Annotated in this window: 20 protein-coding genes; 14 read left to right on the top strand and 6 right to left on the bottom strand. The window is 68.4% G+C overall.

Annotated elements, in window-relative coordinates; genetic code table 11:
• The first annotated feature begins 185 nt into the window (after window positions 1–185).
• The 4 genes from AC1HC7_RS15205 (at window position 186) to AC1HC7_RS15190 (ending at window position 6,543) form a co-directional block, all read left to right on the top strand.
• On the top strand, window positions 186–2,645 hold the full coding sequence (locus tag AC1HC7_RS15205) for a tetratricopeptide repeat protein (RefSeq protein WP_479495765.1): 2,460 nt from the start codon (window positions 186–188) through the stop codon (window positions 2,643–2,645).
• A 315-nt stretch (window positions 2,646–2,960) separates the two neighbouring features.
• Window positions 2,961–3,998 carry an ExeA family protein gene (locus AC1HC7_RS15200; RefSeq protein WP_479499187.1) on the top strand — a complete coding sequence of 346 codons (1,038 nt, stop codon included), beginning with the start codon at window positions 2,961–2,963 and terminating at the stop codon, window positions 3,996–3,998.
• A gap of 31 nt (window positions 3,999–4,029) precedes the next feature.
• Window positions 4,030–5,646, top strand: a complete 1,617-nt coding sequence (locus tag AC1HC7_RS15195; RefSeq protein ID WP_479495767.1) for a GumC family protein — start codon at window positions 4,030–4,032, stop codon at window positions 5,644–5,646.
• A 72-nt stretch (window positions 5,647–5,718) separates the two neighbouring features.
• Entirely contained in the window at window positions 5,719–6,543 is an 825-nt protein-coding gene (locus AC1HC7_RS15190) for a CpsD/CapB family tyrosine-protein kinase (protein WP_479495768.1), read from the top strand.
• 15 nt (window positions 6,544–6,558) lie between these two features.
• Here AC1HC7_RS15190 and AC1HC7_RS15185 read toward each other — a convergent pair whose 3' ends face one another.
• Both AC1HC7_RS15185 and AC1HC7_RS15180 read right to left on the bottom strand, forming a co-directional pair.
• Window positions 6,559–7,692 (bottom strand): glycosyltransferase, encoded by a 1,134-nt coding sequence (locus AC1HC7_RS15185; RefSeq protein WP_479499186.1) that lies wholly within the window; start codon window positions 7,690–7,692, stop codon window positions 6,559–6,561.
• A 54-nt stretch (window positions 7,693–7,746) separates the two neighbouring features.
• The gene (locus AC1HC7_RS15180) at window positions 7,747–8,430 is read right to left on the bottom strand and encodes a sugar transferase (RefSeq protein ID WP_479495770.1); all 684 of its coding nucleotides are present in this window, start codon (window positions 8,428–8,430) and stop codon (window positions 7,747–7,749) included.
• A gap of 302 nt (window positions 8,431–8,732) precedes the next feature.
• Between AC1HC7_RS15180 and AC1HC7_RS15175 the strand changes: the two genes are divergently transcribed.
• Window positions 8,733–10,292, top strand: coding sequence for a polysaccharide biosynthesis/export family protein (locus AC1HC7_RS15175; protein ID WP_479495771.1), 1,560 nt, complete (start codon window positions 8,733–8,735; stop codon window positions 10,290–10,292).
• Between the two features lie 74 nt (window positions 10,293–10,366).
• Here AC1HC7_RS15175 and AC1HC7_RS15170 read toward each other — a convergent pair whose 3' ends face one another.
• The 3 genes from AC1HC7_RS15170 to thrC are packed head-to-tail and all read right to left on the bottom strand — an operon-like array spanning window position 10,367 to window position 13,632.
• A complete protein-coding gene (locus tag AC1HC7_RS15170; RefSeq protein ID WP_479499185.1) occupies window positions 10,367–10,957 on the bottom strand; it encodes a GNAT family N-acetyltransferase in 591 nt (196 codons plus the stop codon).
• 9 nt (window positions 10,958–10,966) lie between these two features.
• On the bottom strand, window positions 10,967–12,229 hold the full coding sequence (locus AC1HC7_RS15165; RefSeq protein ID WP_479495773.1) for a M16 family metallopeptidase: 1,263 nt from the start codon (window positions 12,227–12,229) through the stop codon (window positions 10,967–10,969).
• Window positions 12,226–13,632, bottom strand: coding sequence for a threonine synthase (thrC, locus tag AC1HC7_RS15160; protein WP_479495774.1), 1,407 nt, complete (start codon window positions 13,630–13,632; stop codon window positions 12,226–12,228). The genes AC1HC7_RS15165 and thrC overlap by 4 nt, the downstream gene beginning before the upstream one ends.
• Window positions 13,633–13,779: 147 nt before the next feature.
• On the opposite strand from thrC, the gene AC1HC7_RS15155 reads away from it, so the two are divergent.
• From AC1HC7_RS15155 to AC1HC7_RS15135, 5 genes are all read left to right on the top strand, one after another.
• Complete coding sequence (locus AC1HC7_RS15155) at window positions 13,780–14,313, top strand: prolyl-tRNA synthetase associated domain-containing protein (RefSeq protein ID WP_479495775.1); 534 nt, start codon at window positions 13,780–13,782, stop codon at window positions 14,311–14,313.
• A gap of 168 nt (window positions 14,314–14,481) precedes the next feature.
• Window positions 14,482–15,405 (top strand): tetratricopeptide repeat protein, encoded by a 924-nt coding sequence (locus AC1HC7_RS15150; RefSeq protein WP_479495776.1) that lies wholly within the window; start codon window positions 14,482–14,484, stop codon window positions 15,403–15,405.
• Between the two features lie 4 nt (window positions 15,406–15,409).
• Window positions 15,410–16,063: an LON peptidase substrate-binding domain-containing protein gene (locus AC1HC7_RS15145; protein ID WP_479495777.1), complete on the top strand. Its 654-nt coding sequence runs from the start codon at window positions 15,410–15,412 to the stop codon at window positions 16,061–16,063.
• Between the two features lie 164 nt (window positions 16,064–16,227).
• On the top strand, window positions 16,228–16,383 hold the full coding sequence (locus AC1HC7_RS15140) for a Trm112 family protein (protein ID WP_479495846.1): 156 nt from the start codon (window positions 16,228–16,230) through the stop codon (window positions 16,381–16,383).
• 82 nt (window positions 16,384–16,465) lie between these two features.
• Window positions 16,466–18,052, top strand: coding sequence for a class I adenylate-forming enzyme family protein (locus tag AC1HC7_RS15135; protein WP_479495778.1), 1,587 nt, complete (start codon window positions 16,466–16,468; stop codon window positions 18,050–18,052).
• A 28-nt stretch (window positions 18,053–18,080) separates the two neighbouring features.
• Here AC1HC7_RS15135 and AC1HC7_RS15130 read toward each other — a convergent pair whose 3' ends face one another.
• Window positions 18,081–19,319, bottom strand: a complete 1,239-nt coding sequence (locus AC1HC7_RS15130; protein WP_479495779.1) for an FAD-dependent monooxygenase — start codon at window positions 19,317–19,319, stop codon at window positions 18,081–18,083.
• Window positions 19,320–19,412: 93 nt separating this feature from the next.
• On the opposite strand from AC1HC7_RS15130, the gene AC1HC7_RS15125 reads away from it, so the two are divergent.
• The 4 genes from AC1HC7_RS15125 to AC1HC7_RS15110 all read left to right on the top strand — a co-directional run.
• A complete protein-coding gene (locus tag AC1HC7_RS15125; RefSeq protein WP_479495780.1) occupies window positions 19,413–20,750 on the top strand; it encodes an amidase in 1,338 nt (445 codons plus the stop codon).
• 95 nt (window positions 20,751–20,845) lie between these two features.
• On the top strand, window positions 20,846–22,054 hold the full coding sequence (locus tag AC1HC7_RS15120; RefSeq protein ID WP_479499184.1) for an aminotransferase class I/II-fold pyridoxal phosphate-dependent enzyme: 1,209 nt from the start codon (window positions 20,846–20,848) through the stop codon (window positions 22,052–22,054).
• Between the two features lie 15 nt (window positions 22,055–22,069).
• Window positions 22,070–24,574 (top strand): FtsK/SpoIIIE family DNA translocase, encoded by a 2,505-nt coding sequence (locus AC1HC7_RS15115; RefSeq protein WP_479495782.1) that lies wholly within the window; start codon window positions 22,070–22,072, stop codon window positions 24,572–24,574.
• 87 nt (window positions 24,575–24,661) lie between these two features.
• Window positions 24,662–24,917 (top strand): LolA family protein (locus AC1HC7_RS15110; RefSeq protein ID WP_479499183.1); only part of this gene is annotated, 256 nt, incomplete at its 3' end.

Genomic DNA, 24,917 nt, shown 5'->3' with positions numbered 1-24,917 from the left:
ATTCTCCTCTATATTGTCTAATTCATACGTATAAGCGTTCACCGAGGCGCTTCCGCCGGTCGGATGGCCGGTTCGCTCGGCGCCGCCCCGAATTCTCGCGGTCGCGATGCAGGGGGCATGGCTCTGTGCGGCGGATTTTGGCAGTGGCAGCGTAGGGGCCGCGAGACATAGTGAGAAACAGCCAGATGAAAACTCGCTCCAGGTTCTGGACCGCCGCCGTCATGGCGGCGAGCCTGCTTGCGCTTGCCGCCTGCGAATCGGCCGAGGACCGGGCCCAGGCGTTCTACGATCGCGGCATGGAGCTGCTTGCCGAGGGCGAGCCCGGCAAGGCCAAGCTCGAATTCCGCAACACCTTGCGCCTGCAGGAAAACAATGTGCCAGCGCGCTACGAATACGCCCGCATCCTTCAGGACGAGAAGGACCTGCGCGGGGCCGTGCGCCAGTATCAGAGCATCATCGAGATCGATCCCGACCACCTGCTGTCGCGCCTTGCCCTGACCGAGATCTTCCTGATCGCCGGCAAGGAGCAGACGCTGCGCGAGGCCGACAAGCACATCAAGGCGGCGCTGAAGATCGAACCCGAGAACACCCGGGTGATCGCGCTCAACGCCACGGTGGAATACAAGCTCGGCAATGTGGAGCTGGCGCTGGAGCTGGCCCGCGGCGTTCTGGAGCGGGAACCCGAAAACGTCACCGCCCGGCTGGTGCTCGCGGCGCGGAATCTGGATTCGGGCGAACGCGAAAAGGCGCTGGCGCAGGTCGACACGGGCCTCGGCTTCGCGCCCGAGAATCTCAGCCTGAACGTCATCAAGCTGGGTCTTCTGGAAAATCTCGGCGATCTCGACGGCGTGGGCGCGCAGCTCAAGCGCATGGTCGAATTCTACCCGACGACCGGGAAATTCCGCCAGATCCTCGCCAAATGGTACGACGCCAACGGCGACAAGGAGGGCGCGGAGCGGGAGCTGCGCGCGCTCGCGGCGCTCAATCCCGACGACTACAAGGGCCCCATTCAGGTGGCCCGTTATCTGGGCCGCGTCCACGGCCCCGAAGCGGCGCGCGCCGAACTGATGGCGCTGGTCAACGGTCCGGGCAACCGGGTTGAATATGAACTGGCGCTGGCCTCGCTCGACTACAATCAGGGCGCCAAGGACAAGGCCGAGAAGCGGCTCAAGGCGATGATCGCGCGCGACGGCGACAGCCCGGACGCCGACAAGGCGCGCATCGAGCTCTCGCGGCTGCAGCTGCGCGACGACCGCGCCGAATCGGCCTACGCGCTGGTGGATCGGGTGCTCGAGAACGACCCCAAGAACGTGGCGGCGCTGACCCTGCGCGGCGGCAAGCTGATCGACGAGGACAAGCCCGAGGAGGCGATCCGCACCCTGCGCACGGCCCTGGACGCGGCGCCCAACAACACGGCGATCCTGATGAAGCTGGCGCAGGCGCATGAGCGCAACGGCTCCAAGGAACTCGCGGCGGAGCGGCTGGCGCAGGCGACCCGCGCCTCGCGCTATGATCCGGCGATCACCCTGCGCTACGCCCAGTCTCTGATGGGCTCGGGCAAGACCGACATTGCCGAGAACCTGCTCATGGAGGCGATCAGCCGCAATCCCAACAACCGGCAGCTGCTGATCGGCCTGTCGGGCATCCGGCTGGAGAAGAAGCAATACGTCTCGGCCCTGCAGATCGCCGAGCAATTGCAGAAGATCAACCCCGAGGACGAGGTCGCGGCCCGGATCCGCGCCGCGGCCTATGTGGGGCAGAGCCGGTTCGACGATTCCATCAAGGTGCTGTCGGACGCCGCCGCGCGCGGCGACAACCAGAATTCCGAAACCATGATCTCGCTGGTGCGCGCCTATCTCGCCGCCGGCGAGGTGAAGGAGGCCAAGGCCTATCTCGAGGATCTGATCGAGAAAGAGCCCACCAACGCCACGGCGATCATCCTGCTGGGCTCGGTGCTGGCCTCTCAGGGCAGCGACGACGCGGCCGAGGCCGCCTTCCAGTCGGTGCTGGAGATGGACCCCGCCAACGCCGCCGCCTATTCCAACCTGGCGCGGCTCTACAGCGGCGCCGGGCGCATGGAGGAGGCCGACGCGGCCATTCGCAAGGGGCTGGAGCTGTCGGCGGACGACAACATGGAGCTGCGCCTGTCGCTGGCCATGCGGCTTGAGCAGGAGCGGCGCTATGACGAGGCCATCGCCGAATACGAGAAGCTCTACGCCGAACAGCCCGGCTCGGTGGTCATCGCCAACAACCTGGCGAGCCTGCTGAGCGATTACGGCGCCGGCGATTCCAAGATGCTGAAACGCGCCTACAACATCGCCAAGCGGTTCCGCGACAGCGACCAGCCGTATCTGCAGGACACCTATGGCTGGATCCTGCATCTGCGCGGCGAAGACGAACGCGCGGTGATCCCGCTGAAGGCGGCGGCGGACGCGCTGAACACCAACATGCTGGTTCAGTATCACGCCGGGATCGTCTATGCGGAGCTCGGCCAGACCAGACAGGCGCGCGCGCATCTGCAGCGCTCGCTGGAACTGTCGGAGGTCGGCGGCTTCGCCAAGCGCGAGGAGGTCGAGGCGGCGCTCGCCAAGCTTGACGCGGAGGAAGCCGCGCGCAAGGCCGAGGCCAAATCGGCGGGGGAATGACCCGCCCGGGTTGGGCGGCGATGGGCGACTGTGTGTGAAAATCGACGATTTGGAGACGCGATGTTCACCGTTGTCTCCAAGGATGTCGACTTGAAAGGCAAAGGGATCGCCCGCCGGGCGGTCGCGAGTTTGGGGGCGAAGCCCGGATGGGAACGGCGAAGATGAACGGCAACGCATTGATCTGCCTGCGTCCGAAGGGGCGACCGACGGGCGGCGCGGGCGGCGGGCGCGACGCGATCCTGCGGGCGCGGCGATCCTTGCGGATCGACCGCGGCATCGGCCATTCGCATTTCGATTTGGGGGCGGCGGCGCGACATGCGTGACCTGGCGAAAATGTACAACACGTTCTTCGGGCTGAAGGAGCGGCCGTTCTCGCTGCTGCCGGATCCTGAATTCCTGTATTGGGCGAAACCGCATTCGCGCGCCTACACCATGCTGGAATACGGCATCGCCACCCACGCGCCGATCACCGTGATCACCGGCGAGATCGGGTCGGGCAAGACCACGCTGGTGCGCAAGCTGCTCGACGACATCCCCCAGGACTACAGCGTCGGCCTGGTCTCCAACGCGCAGGGCGACCGGGGCGAATTGCTGCACTGGGTGCTGATGGCGCTTGGGCAGGAGGCGGGGTCGTCAAAGTCTTACGTGCAGCTGTTCCAGCAGTTCCAGGATTTCCTCATCGCCGAATACGCCGCCGGCCGGCGCACCGCGCTGATCTTCGACGAAGCGCAGAATCTCTCGATCGAGGCGCTCGAGGAACTGCGCATGTTTTCCAACATCAACGCCGACAAGGACGCGCTGCTGCAGCTGATCCTGGTGGGCCAGCCGGAGCTGCGCGACCTGATCTCCCGCCCGGAGCTGGTGCAGTTCGCCCAGCGCGTCGCCTCGGAATTCCACCTGCGCGCGCTCACGGCGGAGGAGACCGAGGCCTATGTGGATCACCGCCTGACCGTCGCCGGCGCCCAGCGCAAGCTGTTCACCACCGACGCCTGCAAGATGATCCACGCCGCGTCGCACGGCACGCCGCGTCTGGTCAACCAGCTCTGCGACTACGCGCTGGTCTACGCCTTCGCCGACGAGACCGAGGAGGTCGATGAGGCCGTCGTGCGCGCGGTGCTGAAGGATCGCAGCGGCTACGGCGTGTTCGCGGATCCCGACGCCCCCGCGCAGCCGCCCAAGCCCGCCCAGCCGGTCAAACCCGCGCAGCCGCTCAAGACCGATTGCGCCGCGCCGCCCGTCAGGACCGGCGCGGCGGAGGCCCCGCCACGGCTGCGCCTCGCGCAGGACAACCCCGCCGGCCTGTCGCCGGAGGAGGAAAACGTGTTTCACGGCATCTGGGAACGCCAGGGCTAGGCTCCCGGACATCTGAGGTCGCAAGTCAATCATGCAACAAGATCTGGACATCCGCTATCTGCTGGCGATTTTCTGGCGACGGCTTCCCGCGTTTCTGACGGCGGCGCTGCTGGTCTTCGCCGGCTTCGCGGCGACGGCGATGCTGCTGCCGCCAAGCTATCGCTCCTCGGCGACGATCCTGGTGGAATCCCAGCAGATCCCCGGCGAACTGGCGCGCTCGACCATCACCGCCACGGCGGTGGAGCGCATCCGCACCATCGAACAGCGCGTGATGACCCGCCAGACCCTGCTGGAGGTGGCCCGCAACAACAAGGCCTTCACCAAACGCAAGGACATGACGCCGTCCGACATCTACCAGGCCATGCGCGATAGCATCAAGTTCGAGGTGGTCAGCTTCGGCAGCCGCCGCAAGGGCAGCAACGCCACCGTGTTCACCATCACCGTGACCGCGGCTTCGGCGAAGATCGCCACCTCGATCGCCAATGAACTGGTGACGCTGATCCTCGAACAGAACGTGCGCCTGCGCACCGCGCGCGCCTCGGAAACCTACGAATTCTTCAAGCAGGAATCCGAACGCCTATCCAGCGAACTGGCGGCGATCGAGCGCGGGATCGTCGAATTCAAGCGCGCCAATCGCGACACGCTGCCTGAAAGCCTCGACTACCGGCGCAACCGGCTCAACCTGGCGCAGCAGCGTCAGTCGCTGCTGGAGCGCGAGGTCGCCGGTCTGCTGGAACAGCGTCGGATTCTGGTCAAGGCGCAGAAGAACCCCGCAGCGTTCGAACAGCGCAATCCCCGGGATCTCAGCCAGAACGAACGGGATCTGGCGCAGCTCAAGCGCGACAAGACCCAGCGCCGCGCCATCCTGTCGGAAAACCACCCGCAGATCATCGCGCTGAATTCCCGCATCAAGGCGCTGGAGACGGCGATCGCCGAGGAAGCGGCCGCGCGTCAGGGCGCCGAAGTCGATGACGCCGGCGAGCCGCAAACCGCCGCCGCCGGCCGCATCGACCAGGAAATCGAACTCATCGACAGCAAGCTGAACCAGACCCGCGACGAACTGAAGGAGCTGGAACGCGAAGGGCGCGAGCTGGAGCGCTCCATCGTCGAGACGCCGAATGTGGAGATGGCGCTGACCAGCCTCACCCGCGACTACGCCAACATGCAGCAGCAATACCAATCCGCCCGCGTCAAGCTGGCCAACGCCGCAACCGGCGAACAGCTGGAACTGAAGCAGCAGGCGGAACGCTTCTCGGTGATCGAGCAGGCGACCGCCCCGGACCGGCCGTTCAAGCCGAACCGGGCGCTGATCATGCTGATGGGCGTCGGCGGCGGGCTGGGCGCCGGATTCGCGGTGATGCTGCTGCTCGAATTCATGAACAAGGCGATCCGTCGACCCTCGGAGCTGATCAAGCATCTCGACATCCAGCCGCTGGCGGTGATCCCCTATGTCTACACCGTCGGCGAATCGCGATCGCGCCGGCGGCGCGGCTATGTGCTGCTGACCTTGTTCGCCGGCAGCGTCGCGATCGGCCTGTTCCTGGTCGACCGCTACTACCTGCCGCTCGGCCTGCTTGCCGAAAAGGCGATGGACGCGGCCCGGATCGACACGCTGATCGACAGGATCAGGGTCCGTCTGAATTTCTGAGGCGACGACCGCCCGACGAACAATCGCAGGGTCCGGACAGGACGCCGCTGCGAGCCAATGAAGAGGTGAAACGTGGAACGCATCAAGGCGGCGATCAGCAAGGCCAAGCAGTCCCGGACCGGCGAGGCGGCGCCCCGGCCCCGCGGCCCCGTCGCTCCGGACCCCGCCAAGCAGGCCACGCCCCCGGGTTGGGCGGCGATGGAAAATATCGACATCGACCCAGCGTTTCTGGAAAAGAATCGAATCGTCACCTATTCGAAAGAGGATTCTGCGCATGTGCCTTTCGACATCCTGCGCACCAAGATCCTCAAGCTGCTGGAGCGCAACAACTGGAAATCGGTGGCCATCACTTCACCGACCATGGCCTGCGGCAAGACGCTGATCTCCACCAATCTGGGCTTCAGCTTCGCGCGCCAGAAATCCAGCCGGACGGTGCTTGCCGACGTGGACATGAAACGCCCGCAGATCCGCAAGGTGATCGGCTCGTCCAGCAAGACGTCCATGGGCGATTTTCTGTCCGGTCGGCTGACGCCCGAGAAATACTTCACCTGCTTTGATTCGACGCTGGCGCTCGGCACCACCTACCAGTCATTTCGCCACTCGGCGGAACTGATCCAGAGCCGCACGGCCAAGGAGGCGCTCCGCGAGATGCATCGCGTGCTGGAGCCGGACGTCGTGATCTACGACCTGCCGCCGATGCTGGCCAGCGACGACGCCATTTCCTTCATGGCGCATGTGGATTGCGCGCTGCTGATCGCGGCCTCCGGGATCAGCACCATCCGCGAGATCGACGAATGCGAGCGGCAGCTTTCCGAACTGACCCATGTCGCCGGGGTGGTCCTCAACAAATACGACCTCAAGAGCGAATCCTACTACGAATACGACTACGCCTCCTGACCCGCGCGCGTCAGGTCAAGCCGGCGTCGCGGCCTCGGCGCCGGACAGGTCGAGATGCGGCCCGGCCTTGCGGATCGCGGCGATCATGCCGGCGCGAAACGCCGCGGCGCTGAAGCGCCCGGCATGGGCGGCGATCAACGCCGGATCGGCGCCCGGCTCGAAATCGGATTCAAAACGGCGCACCGCCTCGGCCAGCGCCGCGGCGGTCTGCTCGGCGAACAGCACGCCGGTTTCGCCGTCCTTCACGGTGTCGCAGGCGCCGCCGCGCCCGAGCGCGATCACCGGGCGCCCGCAGGCCATGGCCTCCAGCGGCACGATGCCGAAATCCTCGACCCCCGGAAACACCAGCGCGCGGCAGTTGCGATACAGTTCCGCCATCTCGCCATCCGCCCCGCGCCCGTGAAAGGTGACATTGGCGGGCGCCGCGCGGCGCAAGCGCGCAGACTCCGAACCCTGTCCGACGATCAGCAGCGGTCGATCCAGCCCGGCGAAGGCCTCGACGGCGATGTCGGCGCGCTTGTAGGGCGCCAGTTCGCCCAGCATCAGGTAATAGGCGCCGGGCCCGGCATCGGTGGCGGGCGCGTAGGCGCCCAGATCCACCGGCGGATGCACCACCAGGGCTTCGCGCCGGTAGCAGCGCCATATCCGGCGCCTGACGAATTGCGAATTGGCCACGAACAGATCGACGCGGTTGGCGCTGACGCTGTCCCAGATCCGCATCCGCGCCGCCACCCGCGCGAACACCTGCCGCCCCAGCCACCCGAGACTGTCGCGATAGCCGTGATACTGGTCCCAGATGTAGCGCATGGGCGAGTGGCAATAGCAGACATGCGTGGCGTCGGGCGGGGCGATCACCCCCTTGGCCGGCCCGGATTCGCTGGACAGGATCAGGTCGTAGCCGCTCAGGTCCAGGTCTTCGAGCGCGCGGGGCATGAAGCCGAGATATTTCTGGTAATGCCTGCGGGCGCCGGGCAGGCGGGCAAGCGATGTCTCGACGATGCGATGGCGACGCAGGGCCGGGCTGATGTTTTCGGGGATGCAGACATGGGTGTAGATGTCGGCCCCGGGAAACATGGCGCAAAGCTGTTCGAGCACGCGCTCGCCGCCGCGCATGCCGACGAGCCAGTAGTGAATGATCGCGACTTTCATGGATCCCGCCCCGCAATCCGCCCGCCTGTCCGCGCCCGATTGCGGCGCGCGGCGCTATTGCCCCGTCGGGTTGAAGACCACCAGCGTGGTGCGCGCGATCAGCATCAGATCAAGCGGCAGGTTCATCCGGCGCCCGTAGCTGACGTCGATCTGCACGCGCTGCTCGAAATTCAGTTCGCTGCGCCCGCTCACCTGCCACGGCCCGGTGATGCCGGGGCGCAGGGCGCAATAGGCGGCGCGGTCGGCGCCGTAGCGTTCCAGTTCCGGCGCGGTGACCGGGCGCGGGCCGACGAAACTCATGTCCCCGATCAGCACGTTCCAGATCTGGGGCAATTCGTCGAGGCTGGTGCGGCGCAGGAAATGCCCGATCCTGGTGATCCGGGGATCGCGATCGAGCTTCTGATACAGCTGCCATTGCTCGGCGGCTTCGGCATTGGCGTCGAGCAGCGCCTGCAGCCGCGCCTCGGCGTCCGGCGCCATGGTGCGGATCTTCCAGCACTTGAAGGCGCGCCCGTCGCGCCCGATGCGCACATGGCCGAAGAACGGCTTGCCGCCGGTGAGCGCGACCAGCAGCGCCAGGCCGAGAATGAGGAAAGCCAGCATGGGCAGCAGCGCGATCGCCATGGCGACGTCGATCCAGCGCTTGGCGTGTCTGGCGTAGAAGCCGTCGCGTGATCCGATCGCGCCCTGGATGGATGGGATCGGGTCGAAGTCGCTCCTTGCATGCGCCTGATTCATGTGCTCACCCGCCATCGTCGACACACCGCCAACAATCACCGTTTCCCTTTGACTTCGCTGAGAGAAAGCCCCGCACCCCGACAGCCGGGACAACTATCTAGAAATTTGACCAAAATTCAAGGCGATTCCCGGATTGCAGCGTTAACGCGCGGTCGCGGGACTGCGGGTCTGCGGCAACAGGCGCGGGCCGGCGCGCGCCGGTCGGGGCATTTATTCTTAACGAGCTGGCGATCTGGTGCTATCGCTTGCCCAACTCGCTGACGCAAAAGATCGGCGGAAATACGGGTAAGGGGCTTAGTGAAATGAAAATGGCCGTCCTGCTGGCGGTGCTGGGCGTTGCGGGCTGCGGTGCGGTCTACACCTCGCCGGCCGTATACACCGCGCAGAATTCCGCATATGGCGCAGCCACGGATTTCGACGTGAACGTGGTGCCGCTGACCTTCGCCACGGCGGCGGAGGCGAACATGTCGCCCTACATTCCCGCGCGGCTGCCGGGGGCGTTCCGCCCGCGGGCGGCCTCGACATTGCCGCGCATCGGCGCGGGCGGGGCGCGGATGCCCAACCTGCCGAGCCCGAAGGTCGGCGAAATCGGCGCCGGCGAAGCGGGCGGCGGGCGCGCGCTGCCCCGCGCGGCCACCGAGCCCGCCGATCCCCCGCGCAGCACCGTCACCCGCCTGCCCCCCACCGCCGCGCCGCAGCCCTATCGCATCGGCACCGCCGATGTGGTGCTGCTGTCGGCCAACACCGCCGGGGCGACGCTCAACGACGTGCCCGGCCTGATCAGCGCCCAGTCCAAGCGGCAGGGCTACATCGTGCAGGATGACGGCGCCATCGCCATCCCCGACGTGGGCCGCGTGCGCATCGGCGGGCTGACGCTGGAGGAGGCCGAGGCGGAGATCTTCCAGGCGCTGGTCTCCAAGCGGCTCGACCCGTCCTTCAGCCTCGAAATCTCGGATTTCAAATCCCAGCGCGTCACCATCGGCGGGCTGGTGCGCAATCCCTCCGTGGCCCCGATCACGCTGAAGCCGCTGTATCTGTCCGAGGCGCTGCAATTTGCCGGCGGCGTCGCCGACCTGGACACGGATTACGCCACCATCCGGATCTTTCGCAACGGCGAGGTCTATCAGCTGCCGCTGCGCAAGCTGTTTGACGACAACGGACTGACCGACGTGTTGCTGCGCGACGGCGACAGCGTCTATGTGGACACCGAATACCAGCTCGATCAGGCGCGCAGCTATTTCGAGGAGCAGCTGCGCCTGCGCGACGCCGATCTGCGCGAGCGTGAATTCACCTTCCGCCAGCGCCAGGCGGATATCGACGAGGCCCGGTTCGCGCTGACCATCGCGCAGTTCGAGGTGCAAAAGGCGCAGCTGCGCCAGCAGATCAACCAGATGCGCATCGACGTGGCCGAATACGCGGCCACCCGCAACGCCGATCTGCGCGCCAATCAGAGCGTCGAGCGGCAGGCCTTCATGGACCGCGTCGAGCTTGGCGCGGTGAAGCGCGACTACGCCTATCTCGCCGGCGAAAGCCGCCGCCCGCTGCGCCTGGCGCTGCCCTTCGAGAACCGCGCCTATCTGGCGGACCTGCTGTTCGACGAGGAAGGGCTGAATATCCAGACCGCGGATTACGACGAGATCTACGTGCTGCGCAGCGCCACGAGGCCCGAGGAATACGGCGGCGTCACCGCCTTTCACCTGCAAGCCAAGAACGCGGTCAACCTGGTCACCGCTTCGCAGTTCGAGATGCGCCCGGGCGACATCGTCTGGGTCTCGGAGCAGCCGATCACGACATGGGCGCGGGTCATCACCCAGATCACGCCGAACATCTTCACGCAGGCGGCGTCCATCGCCGTGCGCTGATTGCGGTCGATCCGAAAAAAGGCCCGCGCCGGGACGTCCCGGCGCGGGCCTTTTTTTCGGATTTGCAGGCGGCGTCAGCCGCTGTCGATGCGGCCCCGCCGGTCCGCGCGCAGCGCCGCGTAAAGCACATGGGTGCGCCAGCGGCCGTTGATCTGCAGGTAGCTCTGGGCCACGCCTTCGTATTTGAAGCCGCAGCGTTCCAGCAGCGCGCGGGAGCGGGCGTTTTCGGGCAGGCAGGCGGCTTCGAGGCGGCTGAGATCCATGCATTCGAAGGCATTGTCGCGCAGCGCGCCCAGCGCCTCGGTCATCAGGCCCTGTCCGCCGTAGCGTTCGCCGAGCCAGTAGCCGACGCTGGCCGCCTGCGCCGGGCCGCGGCGCAGATTGTCGAGCGTGATGGCCCCGACCAGCCGGTCTTCGCCGCGCAGGAAGATGAAATACGGCGCGCCGCGGCCCTCGGCGACGACGCGGCGCGCCCAGGCGACGCGGTTGCGAAACGCCGGGCGGCTCAGGTGTTCGCGCGCCCAGACCGGTTCCCACGGTTTCAGGAAATCGGCGCTTTCGCGGCGCAGGTTGGCCCAGGCCACGTGATCGACGCGCAGGGGCGGGCGCAGCAGCAGGCGTTCGGTGTCGATCCGGCGGATCCGGCGTGCCCAGGGAAACCGCATCGCGCCGGCTCAGGCCGCCATGCGGGCTTTCAGCGCCCCGGTTTCCGGCGCGCCTGACACCGGGCCGTAAAGCGCCAGCGCCAGCGCATCCGACGCGGCGAGCTTTTCGGCGAAGGCGCGGGCGGCGGCGACGTCGACGGCGTCGATTTTGTCCACCACCTCGCTCAGCACCGGCGGCTTGCCCCAGATCGCCAGCGCCCGGGCAAGGCGTTCGCAGCGCCCGAAGGGGCTTTCGAGACCCATGAGCATCCCGGCCTTGAGCTGGGCGCGGGCGCGGGCGGTCTCGGCATCGCCGATATCGCCGGCGGCGCGCTTCAGTTCGTCGGCGATCAGTTCCGTGAGCCCGGCGAGTTCGTCGGCCCCGGTGCCGGCGTAGATGGTGAAGATGCCGCTGTCCGAATAGGCCGAGGCCTGGGCGAAGATGGTGTAGCAGAGGCCGCGCTTTTCGCGGGCCTCCTGAAACAGCCGCGAGGACATGCCGCCGCCGAACAGGGTGGAGAACACCTGCCCGGCATAGAGGTCGGGTTCGCCATAGGCGGGGGCGGGCAGGGCCAGCGCCAGATGCGCCTGTTCCAGCGACTTGTCGGCCCGGTGTTCGCCGCCGAGGAACCGGGCCGGGGCGGCGGCGGGGTCGGCGCCGCGCGGAAGATGGCCGAACAGGGCCTCGGCCTGGCGCACCAGCGCGTCGTGATCAACGGCCCCGGCGGCGGCGAGGATCATGCGGTTGGGGGCGTAGTGATCGGCGACGAAACCGCGCAGGTCCCGCTGGCCGAAGCTTTTCACGCGCTCCGCCGGGCCGAGGATGGTGCGCCCCATGGGCTGGCCGGGATAGGCGGCTTCCTGAAGCCAGTCGAAGATCACGTCGTCGGGGGTGTCGAGCGCCTGGCCGATTTCCTGCAGGATGACGCCGCGCTCGACGGTGATTTCATCCTCGGCGAACAGCGGGTTCAGCAGGATGTCGCCGATCAGCGCCAGCGCCAGCGGCGCGTCGCTTTTCAGCACCCGGGCGTAATAGGCGGTGGTTTCGCGCCCGGTATAGGCGTTGAGATAGCCGCCCACATCTTCGATCTGTTCGGCGATCTGGCGCGCCGTGCGGCTGGCGGTGCCCTTGAAGGCCATGTGTTCGAGGAAATGGGCGATGCCGTTTTGCGGTTCGGTTTCGTGGCGCCCGCCGGCGCTGATCCACAGCCCCAGCGCCACGGATTCGAGCCCGGGCATGTGTTCGGTGATGACGCGCAGGCCATTGGCAAGGGTGTGGAATTGGATGCTCACGCGTGAGACTCCTGTAACACTTTGTTTTCGATGATTTTTTGAATTATCGAAAGGTTGTTGGGCAGCACCTGGAATTTTTCGGGGCGCTTGAACAGGTCGGCCATGTGCGGGGGCAGCGGCGGGGCCGCGCCGCAGGCGGCTTCGACCGCGTCGGGGAATTTCGCCGGATGCGCGGTGGACAGCACCACCATGGGCGTCGCCGGATCGCCGCGCCGGTCCTGCGCCGCCTTCACCCCGGCGGCGGTGTGGGGATCGATCACCAGCCCGGCGCTTTCGCGCATGGCGGCGATGGTCGCGGCGGTTTCGGATTCGTCGCAGCGGGCCGAATCGAATTCGTCGCGCAGGCGTTGCAGCGCGCCTTGCGACAGCGCGAAGCCGCCGGCGTCGCGCAGCTCGTCCATCAGGGCCGTGACGGATGCGCCCTCGCGATCATGGAGATCGAACAGCAGGCGTTCGAAATTCGAGCTGACCTGGATGTCCATGGACGGCGAGATGGTCGGCGCCACCCCGAGCTTTTCATGCCTGCCGGTTTGAAGGGTTCGGTGCAGGATGTCGTTGCGGTTGGTGGCGATCAGCAGCCGGTCGACGGGCAGGCCCATGCGCTTGGCGGCGTAGCCGGCGAAGATGTCGCCGAAATTGCCGGTGGGCACGGAAAAGCTGATTTTTCGATGCGGCGCGCCCAGCGCCGCGGCGGCGGTGAAATAGTAGACGATCTGGGCCATGACCCGCGCCCAGTTGATCGAGTTCACCCCGGCGAGCCGGACCCGGTCGCGGAAACCATGGTCGTTGAACATGGATTTCAGCAGCGCCTGGCAATCGTCGAAATCGCCCTCGACGGCGATGGCGTGGACATTGGCGAAATCCGGGGTGGTCATCTGGCGGCGCTGCACCTCCGACACCCGGCCATGGGGGAAAAGGATGAAGACATCGACGGAATCGAGCCCCTTGAAAGCCTCGATCGCCGCCGATCCGGTGTCCCCCGAGGTGGCCCCGACGATGGTCACGCGGTCGCCGCGCCGCTTCAGCGCGGTTTCGAACATCTGGCCGATCAGCTGCATGGCCACGTCCTTGAAGGCCAGCGTCGGCCCGTGGTGGAGTTCCAGCAGCCAGTCATTGGGCGCGTATTGGGTCAGCGGGCAGCGGGCGGCGTGGCGAAACCCGGCATAGGCGCGGTCGATGACGCCGCGGAATTCGGCGTCGTCGAAGGCGTCGCCGATGAAGGGGCGCATGACGCGAAAGGCGGTTTGTTCGTAGCTGAGCCCGGCGAGGGCGGCGATGTCGTCCGGGTCCATCTTCGGCCAGGTCGCGGGGATGTAGAGCCCGCCGTCGCGCGCCAGCCCGGTGAGCATCGCGGATTCGAAATCAAGGGCCGGGGCGACGCCGCGCGTGCTGATGTATTTCATGGCCGAAATCCTGGGTCGAAGCTTGGATCGGGACTTTGGGTCTGGCCTAGCGCATTCGAAAGGCGCTCACAACGCGCCTTTCGCGTCCGCGCTTGACCTTTGGCGCCATGCGGCGGAAATCTGGCGCAAACGCAACGGAGCCTGACGATGAGCGATTGCGAGACCCCGGCGGATGAAGCCGCGCTGAACGCCATGCTGGCGCGGCTGGGCATCAACGTGCGCCGCCACGCGCATCCGCCGCTGCACACGGTGGAGGAAAGCCGGGCGCTGCGCGGCGAGATGCCCGGCGGGCACACCAAGAACCTGTTCCTGAAGGCGCGCAAGGGCGGGTTCTGCCTGGCGGTCTGTCTTGAGGACCGAGCCATCAGCGTCAACGCCCTGTCGCGGATGATCGGGACGAAGCGGCTGAGCTTCGCCAATGCCGATGACCTGTGGGCGCGGCTCGGGGTCCGGCCCGGCGCGGTGACGCCCTTCGCGCTGATCAACGATCCCGACCATGAGGTGCGACTGGTGCTGGACGCGCAGATGATGGAGCTGGAGCTGCTGAATTTCCATCCGCTGCACAACGAGGCGACGCTGACGATCGCCAGCGCCGATCTGGCGCGGTTCTTTCGGGCCACCGGGCACGCGCCGGTGATGGCGGATTTCGACGCACTGGAGGCGCAGGCGGCGAAAACCTGACCCCGGGGGCGGATTGGCGGGCGAATCGCGCCCATGCGCCGCATCAAGGTCATTGCCGCTTCAGGCTTGCGGGACTACATCAGAACCTGAACGCGCAGCCGCGCGGCGCCCCCTGCCGGGTCGCGCCGCCGGCCGCGGCTGAACGAATGACAGGACAAAGGACACCCCATGCTTGAACTCGGCGGCGGGGCCGCGACCGGCCCCAACGGCGCTCCGGGCGATCTGGTCAAGGACGTCACGGAAGCGGATTTCATGGCCGAAGTGGTCGACGCCTCGAAAGAGACGCCGGTGATCGTCGATTTCTGGGCCCCGTGGTGCGGCCCGTGCAAGACGCTGGGCCCGGCGCTGGAGGCGGCGGTGAACGCCGCCGGCGGCAAGCTGCGCATGGCCAAGGTGAATGTGGACGAAAACCAGATGATCGCCTCGCAGATGCGGGTGCAGTCGATTCCGGCGGTGTTCGCCTTTGTCAACGGCCAGCCGGTCGACGGGTTCATGGGCGCGGTGGGCCCGGCGGAGCTGAAGGAATTCATCGACCGGGTGATCGCCCAGAGCCCCGCCGGCGACGGCGGGCTGGAGGACGCGGTGGCGGCGGCCGACGAGATGCTCGACGCCGGGCAGTTCGCGGACGCGGCGCAGGTGTTCAAGGCGATCCTCGAGGAAAGCCCCGATCATGTCCCCGCCATCGCCGGGCTGGCGCGCGCCTATGTGGCCGCAGAGGAGCTCGACAACGCGAAGGCGGCGCTGGACGCGGCCCCCGGGGACAGGCGCGACGACCCGGCGCTGGCCGCGGTGCGCGCGCAGATCGAGCTGATCGAGGCCAGCGCCGACGCCGGCGAGACCGGGGAATTGCGCGCCAGGCTGGAGGCCGACCCCGACGATCACGCGGCGCGCCTTGAACTGGCCAACGCGCTGATCGGCGCCGGGGACAACGAGGCGGCGATCGACGAATTGCTGGAATTGTTCCGCCGCGATCGCGAATGGAATGACGGCGCGGCGAAGGCGCAGCTGATCAAGCTGTTCGAGAGCCTGGGGCCCAAGGACCCGCTGACCGGCAAGGGGCGGCGGCGGCTGACCTCGATGATCTTCGCCTGATCCGATGGCGCGCCGGTTCTCCGAGGCGGAACTGCCCGAGGCGCTCGCGGTGTTTCCCTTGCCCGGCGCGCTGCTGCTGCCGCGCGGGCGGCTGCCGCTGAACGTGTTCGAGCCGCGCTATCTGGCGCTGGTCGACGACGTGCTGAAGACCGAACACCGGCTGATCGGCATGATCCAGCCTTTCGGCGACGCGAAGGCGGCGCAGCCGCGCCTGCACCGGATCGGCTGCGCCGGACGGCTGATCGCGTTTTCCGAGGCCGAGGACGGGCGCTATCTGATCACCCTGGCCGGGGTGTCGCGCTTCCGGGTGCTCGACGAGATCGAGGGATTCACGCCGTATCGGCGCGTGCGCCCCGGCTGGTCGGATTTCAGCCGCGATCTGGGGCGCGAGGAAGACGACCCGGGGCTGGACCGGGCGGTGTTCCTGGACACGCTGAAGCAGTATTTCCACGTCACCCAGCTGCGCACCGACTGGGACGCGCTGAAGAACGCCGAACCCGAGATGCTGATCAATTCGCTGTCCATGCTGTGCCCGTTCGAATCGGAGGAGAAGCAGGCGCTGCTGGAGGCGCCGAGCCTGACCACGCGGCGCGAGACCCTGACGGCGCTGATGCAGTTCGCCATCGCCTCGGGCGGCGACGAGGGGGCGTTGCAGTGACGCCGGAGGACGCGAACCCCGAGAACAATGCCGGCCCCGACGGCGTGAATCCCGGCCTGAAATCCGGCCTGAAATCCGGCGCCGCGGACCCCGGCGTGACCGCGCCGGAAGCCCCCGCCGGGCCGGCGCCGCGCGCCAATCGCCGGGTGACGCCGGAGCGGCGGATGCTGGAATCGCTGGTCTGCCCGGTGACTCAGGGGCGGCTGGATTACGACCGCGAGGCGCAGGAGCTGATCTCGCGCCCTGCGCGGCTGGCGTTTCCGATTCGCGAGGGCATTCCGATCCTGCTGGTGTCCGAGGCCCGGCGGCTCGATCCCTGAGCCGCGCGACCGGCGCTTGCGCGCGACGCCGCCCCGGCTTTAAGCTGCGCCGCGAAACGGCATTTCACAAGCGAGACCACCGGTGAACAGCAAGACAACGGCGCAGCCCCGGCTGCGGCCCCAGGACTATGACGACAGCGCGCTGGCGCGATTCATCCCCTCGATTCGCGGCCATGCCCGGGACCGGGGCGCGGCGATCGCGCTGATCGACGGCGCGGCGCGCCTGACATGGGCGCAGACAGCGGCGCGCATGGATCACGTCGCCGCGCGGCTGGCGGCGCTGGGGGTCGGGCGCGGCGACGTGGTGGCGAGCCTCGGGGAAAACTCCGCCGATCACCTGATCGTCTACATGGCGGCGATCGCCGCAGGGGCCTGCATCGCGCCGCTGCCCTCGGGGACGCGGCCCGAAACGCTGGCGCGGATGCTGGCCAACAGCGACGCGAAGCTGATCTTCGCCAGCGACCGGGCGCTGGCGGAGGCGCGCGCCGCGGCGGCGCGCGCGGGGATCGCGCCGCCCCTGCGCATCGACGGGCTCGACGCCTGGCTGGGCGCGGCGCCGGGCGCGCCGCCGGCGATCGATTCGGACCTGACCGACGGGTTCGACATGATCTTTTCGTCGGGCACCACCGGCACGCCCAAGGGCATCCTGCACGAACACCGCTTTCGCCTGCGCCAGCTTGAACGGGTGCGCGCCTTCGGGTTCGACGCCGACGCCGTGGGGATCATGGCGACGCCGATGTATTCCAACACCACGCTGGTGGCCTCGCTGCCGATCCTGATCCATGGCGGGACGCTGGTGGTGATGCGCCGATTCGCCGTGGCGGATTTCCTGCGCCTGGCCGAAACCCACCGCGTCACCCACGCCATGCTGGTGCCGGTGCAGTATCAGCGGCTGCTGGACGCGCCGGAATTCGACTCCTACGACCTGTCGGCGTTCCGCGCCAAGCTGTCGACCAGCGCGCCGCTGTCGCCGCGCATCAAGCGCGCGGCGCTGGACCGTTGGCCGGGCAAGATGATCGAGATCTACGGCATGACCGAGGGCGGAGTGTCCACGGTGCTGGATTGCGGGGCTTGTCCCGACAAGCTGCACACCGTCGGGCAGGTGGCGGCGGGCAACCTGATCCGTTTCATCGACGAGGCCGGCGCGCCGCTGCCGGACGGCGAGATCGGCGAGATCGTCGGGCGATCCCCGAGCATGATGGCCTGCTATCACAACGCCCCGGACAAGACCGCGCAAACCCTGTGGCGCGACGCGCAGGGACGGGAATGGATCCGCACCGGCGACATGGGGCGGCTGGATGCGGACGGGTTTCTGGAATTGCTGGACCGGCGCAAGGACATGATCCTGTCGGGCGGCTTCAACATCTACGCCACCGATCTGGAACAGGTGCTGGCGCGCCATGAGGCGGTGGCCGAGGCGGCGGTGCTCGCCGTGCCGTCGGAGGCCTGGGGCGAGACGCCGCTGGGGCTGGTGGTGCTGAAGCCCGGCGCGCGCGCCGACGCCGAGTCGATCCGCGACTGGGCCAATGACCGCCTTGGCAAGACCCAGCGGCTGAGCGCCGTGGAACTGCGCGAAAGTTTTCCGCGCAGCGAGATCGGCAAGATCCTGAAGCGCGACCTGCGCGCCCCCTATTGGCCTTCGCGCGCCGGGCCCGGCGACTCTGCGTAGGGCGGATCCCGATCCGCCATTGGCGGCCTCACAACCGGCGCCCCTGCAGCAATCTGGGCGTCGCGCCCCCGAGCGTCCCCGCCGCGCCAGCCGCCTGGCGCATGAAGAAGCGGCGCGCCGGGGCGAGGCGCCCCACCAGCGCCATCCCCGCGTCGCGCGCCCCGCGCAGCAGCGGGTTGTCGTTGGAAAACAGCTTGTTGACCGCGTCATAGCCAAGCGCCGAGGCGACGCCGTCAAAGCGCCGCCAGCGCTGGTAGCGTTCCAGCACGTCGATCGCGCCGATATCCTCGCCGCGCCGCTGCGCCTCGACCAGCACCTCGGCCAGCGCCGCCACGTCCTTGAGGCCCAGATTGAGCCCCTGCCCGGCGATCGGATGCACGCCATGGGCCGCGTCGCCGGCCAGCGCCAGGCGGGGGCGGGCGTAGTCATGCGCCAGGGTCAGTTTCAGCGGATAGGCGAACCGCTTGCCCGCCAGCGTCACAAGTCCGAGAAAATCGCCGAAGCGGCGGCGGATCTCGCCGAGATAGGCGTCGTCGGGCAGGGCCATGATGCGCATGGCCTCGGGCGTGGTTTCGCTCCAGACCAATGACGACCGATTGCCCGGCAACGGCAGGATGGCGAAGGGGCCCGAGGGCAGGAATTGCTGATAGGCCACCCCGTGATGGGGTTTTTCGTGGGCAACGGCGCAGACCAGCCCGGTCTGGCGGTAATCCCAGCCGCTGCGCCTGATCCCGGCGCGCGCCGCCACCGGGCTGTCGCGCCCGTCGCAGGCGACGATCAGGCGGGCGCGCAGGGTCTCGCCGGCGTCGAGATCGGCCTCGGCGCCCGCCGGGTCCATGCGGGTGTCGGTGACCGTGGCCGGGGCGCGGTGGTCAATCAGCGGGTTGTCCTCGAGCAGGCGCAGCAAGGCGGGGCGAAGGCGGCGGTCTTCGAGCAGCGCGCTGGCGGGGCCTTCGTCCATCTCGCGATGGTCGAAATGCAGGAACAGCGGGCTGGGGGGGTCGTCAAGGCGGGCGTCGGTGACGATCACGTCGCTGACGACCTGCGCATGTTCGCCGACCAGCGGCCAGACGTCCAGCGCCTGCAGCAGCCGCTGCGAGGCCAGCGACAGCGCATAGGCGCGGCCGTCGAAATCCGGGTCGGCGCGGGTTTCCTTTGCCAGCGCGTCGCAGAGGATCACCCGCAGCCCCCCCTGCGCCAATGCGAGGGCGAGCGACGGGCCGTTCAGGCCGCCGCCGACGATCAGGACATCCGCATCATGGGTCATGGCGCCAAATTACCGCCGCGAGACGGCGATTGTCCATGCGGCCCGACAGGGCTACCGTGCGACCAAATCGGCAGCGGGCGGGAGAATTTTCAGATGAGCGGCGAAACCGACTGGCTGGGCATGAGCGCCTCCGATCTCGGGCGCGGGATCGAGGCGGGCGAAATCGACCCCGTGGCGCTGACGGAGCGCCATCTCGCGGCCGCCGATGCGCATCCCGAGCGCGACCGGATCTATGCGCGGCTGACGCCGGAGCGCGCCCGGGCCGAGGCCGCCGAGGCCGGCAAGCGCGCGAAGGCCGGGCTGCGGCGGGGGCTGCTGGACGGGGTTCCGATCAGCTGGAAGGACCTTTACGACACCGCCGGGGTGGCGAGCGAGGCGGGCACGGCGCTGCTGGCGGGCCGCGTGCCCGATCGCGACGCCGAGGTCCTGGGGCGCGCCACCCGCGCCGGGCTGGTCTGCCTTGGCAAGACCCATATGACGGAACTGGCGTTTTCGGGGCTGGGGGTCAATCCGGTGACCGCGACCTCGCCGAATGCGCATGATCCGGATTGGGCGCCGGGGGGGTCGTCCTCCGGGGCGGCGGCGTCGGTGGCGCTGGGGCTCGCGGCGGCGGGGATCGGGTCGGACACCGGCGGATCGGTGCGGATTCCGTCGGCGTGGAACGATCTTGTGGGGCTCAAGACCACCGCGGGGCTGCTGCCGGTGGACGGATCCGTGCCGCTGGCGGCGCTGTTTGACACGGTGGGGCCGCTGTGCCGGTCGGTCGAGGACGCGGCGCGGCTGGTGGCGGTGATGGCCCGCGTCAGGGCCCCGGATCTGGCGGGCGCGGCGCTGGCGGGCCGGCGGTTCCTGATCGACGAGGCGACCATGCTGGACCAGGCGCGGCCCGAACCGCTGGCGGCGTTCGAGGCCGCCGTGGCGCGATTCGAGGCCGCCGGGGCGGTGATCGAGCGCGGGACCGTGCCGGAATTCCGCGCCGCGCTGGGGCTGACGCTGCCGCTGCTGGTGGGCGAGGCCTGGGCCGAGTGGGGCGAGATGATCGAGGCGCATCCCCAGAAGATGTTCCACCAGATCCGCACCCGGTTCAGCGCCGGGCGCGACGTGAGCTGCGCCGATTACCTGCGCGCGCGCAAGGAAATGGCGCGGCTGCGCGACAGCGTCAACGCGCGCATGGCCGGGTATGACGCGGTGCTGGCGCCCACGGCGCCGATCCTGCCGCCGAGCGTGTCGCGCCTGCTGTCGGATGATGACTATTACCAGAGCGAGAACCTGCTGGCGCTGCGCAACACCCGCATCGGCAACATGCTGGGGCTGTCGGGGCTGACCCTGCCCACCGGGGCCCCCGCCTGCGGGCTGATGCTGGTGGGCGCGCCCTTCGCCGAGGCGAAACTGTGCCGTATCGGCGTCGCTGGCGAACGCGCTTTGGCCTGAGGGACCGCGCATTCTGGACCTGACGGCGCGGGGCCGGTATCTTTTCGACCGAGCAACGCCCCGCGCCAAGACGGGTCGAACAGCGAGGCACGGCCATGCAGATGCCCGAGCGGTTTTCGAACCTGCCCGAATACGCCTTCCCGCGCCTGCGGCGGCTTCTTGAGCCGATCGCCCCCGGGGCTGCGCCGATTCCCATGTCGATCGGCGAACCCATGCACCCGATGCCGGACTTCCTGGCCGCGGCGCTGGCCGAGGGGCTCGCCGGTTACGCCAAATACCCGCCCAACGAGGGCGCGCCGGGGCTGCGCGAGGCGATCGCCGCCTGGCTGGCGCGGCGCTACGGGCTGGGCGCGGACCGGGCCGACCCCGACAAGCATGTGTTTCCGCTCAACGGCACGCGCGAAGGACTGTTCAACGCCTGCATCGCGCTGTGCCCCGAACGCAAGAACGGCCAGCGCCCGGCGGTGCTGCTGCCGAATCCGTTCTATCAATGCTACGCGGTGGCGGCGCTGAGCGCTGGGGCGGAGCCGATCTACGTGCCCGCCCGGCCCGAGACCGGATTCCTGCCCGATTTCGCCGCGCTTCCGGAAAAATTGCTGGATCGCACCGCGGTGGTCTATCTGTGCTCGCCGTCCAATCCGCAGGGGGCGGTGGCCTCGCTGGATTACCTCAAGACGCTGGCGACGCTGGCGGAAAAGCATGATTTCCGCATTTTTGCCGATGAATGCTATGCGGAGATCTATCGCGACGCGCCGCCGCCCGGGGCGTTGCAGGCCAGCGCCGAGATGGGCGGCGATCCCGAACGGGTGCTGGTGTTTCATTCGCTGTCCAAGCGGTCGAACCTGCCGGGGCTGCGATCGGGATTTTGCGCCGGGGGCGCGGACAGCGTCGCGCGCATGCGGCAGCTGCGCGCCTATGCCGGATCGCCGCTGCCGCTGCCGGCGCAGCACGCGGCCGAGGCGGTCTGGCGCGACGAGACGCATGTTGAATCGAACCGGGCGCTGTATCGCGAGAAATTCGCACTCGCCGATGACATTCTGGGCAACATGCCGGGATACAATTCGCCCGAGGCCGGGTTTTTCCTGTGGCTGCGGGTCGGCGACGGCGAGGCGGCGGTGAAAAAACTGTGGCGCGAAACCGGGGTGAAGGCGCTGCCCGGCGAGTATCTGTCGCGCGACACGCCGGACTGGCTGGGCGGCGGCAACCCGGGCGCGGCCTATTTGCGCGCGGCGCTGGTGGCGCCGGCGACGGATGTGGCGCGGGGGCTGCGCGCGGTCCGCGACTGTCTGGGCGAGATGGCGTGAGGAGAGGAGCATAGCATGGCCTTCTTCAGCAGATCCCGCGACGACGAGGGCATCGGCGAAAGCCTGATGCCGCCGGCGATCGCCACCGCGCTGCGGCGGCGCGGCGCCGAACTGGCCGGGTTGGCGCTGCTGGCGCTGGCCGTCGCGGTGACGCTGCTGCTGGGGAGCTTTGACGCCAACGACCCGAGTTTCTTCAATTCAAGCTCGGCGGCGCCGCGCAATCTGCTGGGGCTCCCGGGGGCCTATGCGGCCGAACCGCTGGTGCGGATGCTGGGCTGGGCGGCCTGGGGGATTCCGGCGATGCTGGCGGTCTGGGGGCTGCGGCTGATCCTGCATCGCGGCGAATTCCGGGTCTGGTCGCGGCTGCTGCTGGCGGCGCCGCTGGCGGTGGGGGTGGGGGCGATGTTCGCATCCTCGCACGCGCCGCCCGCGAGCTGGAACTACGCCTACGGGTTGGGCGGGCTGGGCGGCGACGCCGCCGACAGTTTCCTGCTGGGGCTGATCCCGGCGCCCATCGAGGTGTCGATGCTGGGCCTGTCGCTGGGGCTCGGGGCGCTGACGCTGGGGCTGGCGGGGCTGGGGCTGGGGCTCGACCGGGGCGAAACGGCGGCGCTGCTGCGCTGGCTGTGGCGCGGGCTGCGGGATCTGGCCGTCGGGCTGGCGCGGCTCGGCGGGCGGGGTTTGGGCCGGGTCTGGCGGCTGCTGCGCAGGCAGGTGGGCACGCCGCGCTCCGCACGGGTGGCGCGGCCCGAGCCGGTGGGCGCGGCGCGACGGCGCGAGCCGGTGCTGGACCCCGAGGCGGCGCCCGAGAACCTCGACGAGGACAGCCTGATCGCGCGCATCACCGGCGCCGCGCGCCGCGCCGCGCCGCCGGCGGACCCGCCCGCCGACCCGCCGCCCCCCCCGGCGCGCCCCCCGGTGGCGCATGCCCGCAAACCTGCGCCGATCAGCCGCAAGGCCAAGGCCGAGGCGCAGCCGACGCTGGCCCTGGATGGGTTCGGCGGCGCCGAGGCCTATGACGCCCCGGCGCTGAGCCTGCTTGAAAATCCCCGCAACCTGATACGCCATGTGATGAGCGACGACGCGCTGGAGGAAAACGCCCGGATGCTGGAGGCGGTGCTGGACGATTACGGGATTCGCGGCGAAATCGCCTCGGTTCGCCCGGGTCCGGTGGTGACCATGTATGAGCTGGAACCGGCGCCGGGGCTGAAGGCGAGCCGGGTGATCGGGCTGGCGGATGACATCGCGCGGTCCATGTCGGCGCTGGCGGCGCGGGTGTCCACCATCCCCGGGCGCAACGTCATCGGCATCGAGCTGCCCAACGTCAACCGCGAGAAGGTGCTGCTGCGCGAGATCATCGCGTCGCGCGCCTTCGGCGACCCCAAGGACGGGCTGCTGCTGGCGCTTGGCAAGAACATCGCCGGCGACCCGGTGATCCCCAATCTGGCGCGCATGCCGCATCTGCTGATCGCCGGCACCACCGGGTCGGGCAAGTCGGTGGCGATCAACACCATGATCCTGTCGCTGCTGTACAGGTTGTCGCCCAAGCAGTGCCGGATGATCATGATCGACCCGAAGATGCTGGAATTGTCGGTCTATGACGGCATTCCGCATCTGCTGTCCCCGGTGGTCACCGATCCCAAGAAGGCGGTCGTCGCCCTGAAATGGGTGGTGGCGGAGATGGAGGAGCGCTACCGCAAGATGTCGCGCATGGGCGTGCGCAGCATCGAGGGCTACAACAGCCGCGTGCGCGACGCCATCGCCGCGCAGGAGCCCTTCACCCGCACCATCCAGACCGGGTTCGACGACGAGACCGGCGAGCCGATCTTCGAGACCCAGGAATACGAACCGGAGGAGCTGCCCTTCATCGTCGTCATCGTCGACGAGATGGCCGACCTGATGATGGTCGCGGGCAAGGAGATCGAGGCCTGCATCCAGCGGCTGGCGCAGATGGCGCGGGCCTCGGGGATCCACCTGATCATGGCCACGCAACGGCCCTCGGTGGACGTGATCACCGGCACCATCAAGGCGAATTTTCCAACCCGGATCAGCTTTCAGGTCACCTCGAAGATCGACAGCCGCACCATTCTGGGCGAACAGGGCGCCGAACAGCTGCTGGGCATGGGCGACATGCTCTACATGGCCGGCGGCGGGCGCATCACCCGCGTGCACGGGCCGTTCGTTTCGGATGAAGAGGTCGAGGAGATCGTGCGCCATCTCAAGACCCTGGGCGAGCCGGAATACGTCTCCAACGTCACCGAGGGCGTGGATGACGAGGCGGCGGCGGACATCGACCTGGTGCTGGGGCTGGCGGGGGACAGCGGCGGGGCCGACGCGCTTTACGATCAGGCGGTGGCGATCGTGGCGCGGGACCGCAAATGCTCGACCTCCTATATCCAGCGCAAGCTGGCGATCGGCTACAACAAGGCGGCGCGGCTGGTGGAGCAGATGGAGGACCAGGGCGTGGTCAGTTCGGCCAACAAGGTCGGCAAGCGGGAAGTGCTGGTGGGCGAGGTCTAGGACGGATAGGCTGCGCGACGCTGCGACGCATGAATTATCCTTTTCGGGGCCATGGATTCGCCCGCTTGGACGCCTAGGTGAGCATCTATGAAACGCATCCTTCATTCGATCCTCCTGCTGGCGCTGGCCGGGTTCGCCCCGGCGCAGGCGCAGGAAGGCCGCGATCTGGCGCGCATCAGCGCCTATCTGAACGCCATGCGCACCGCCGAGGGGGCTTTCGTGCAGATCGCCCCCAACGGCGAGACCTCGGACGGGCGGTTCTACATCTCGCGCCCCGGCAAGATCCGCTTCGAATACACCCCGCCCAACCCGGCGCTGGTGGTGTCGGACGGCACCTGGGTGG

The sequence above is a fragment of the Oceanicella sp. genome, from assembly GCF_056449545.1.
The sequence above is the reverse complement of the archived record's forward strand: the minus strand, read 5'-3'. Positions and strand labels throughout refer to the sequence as shown.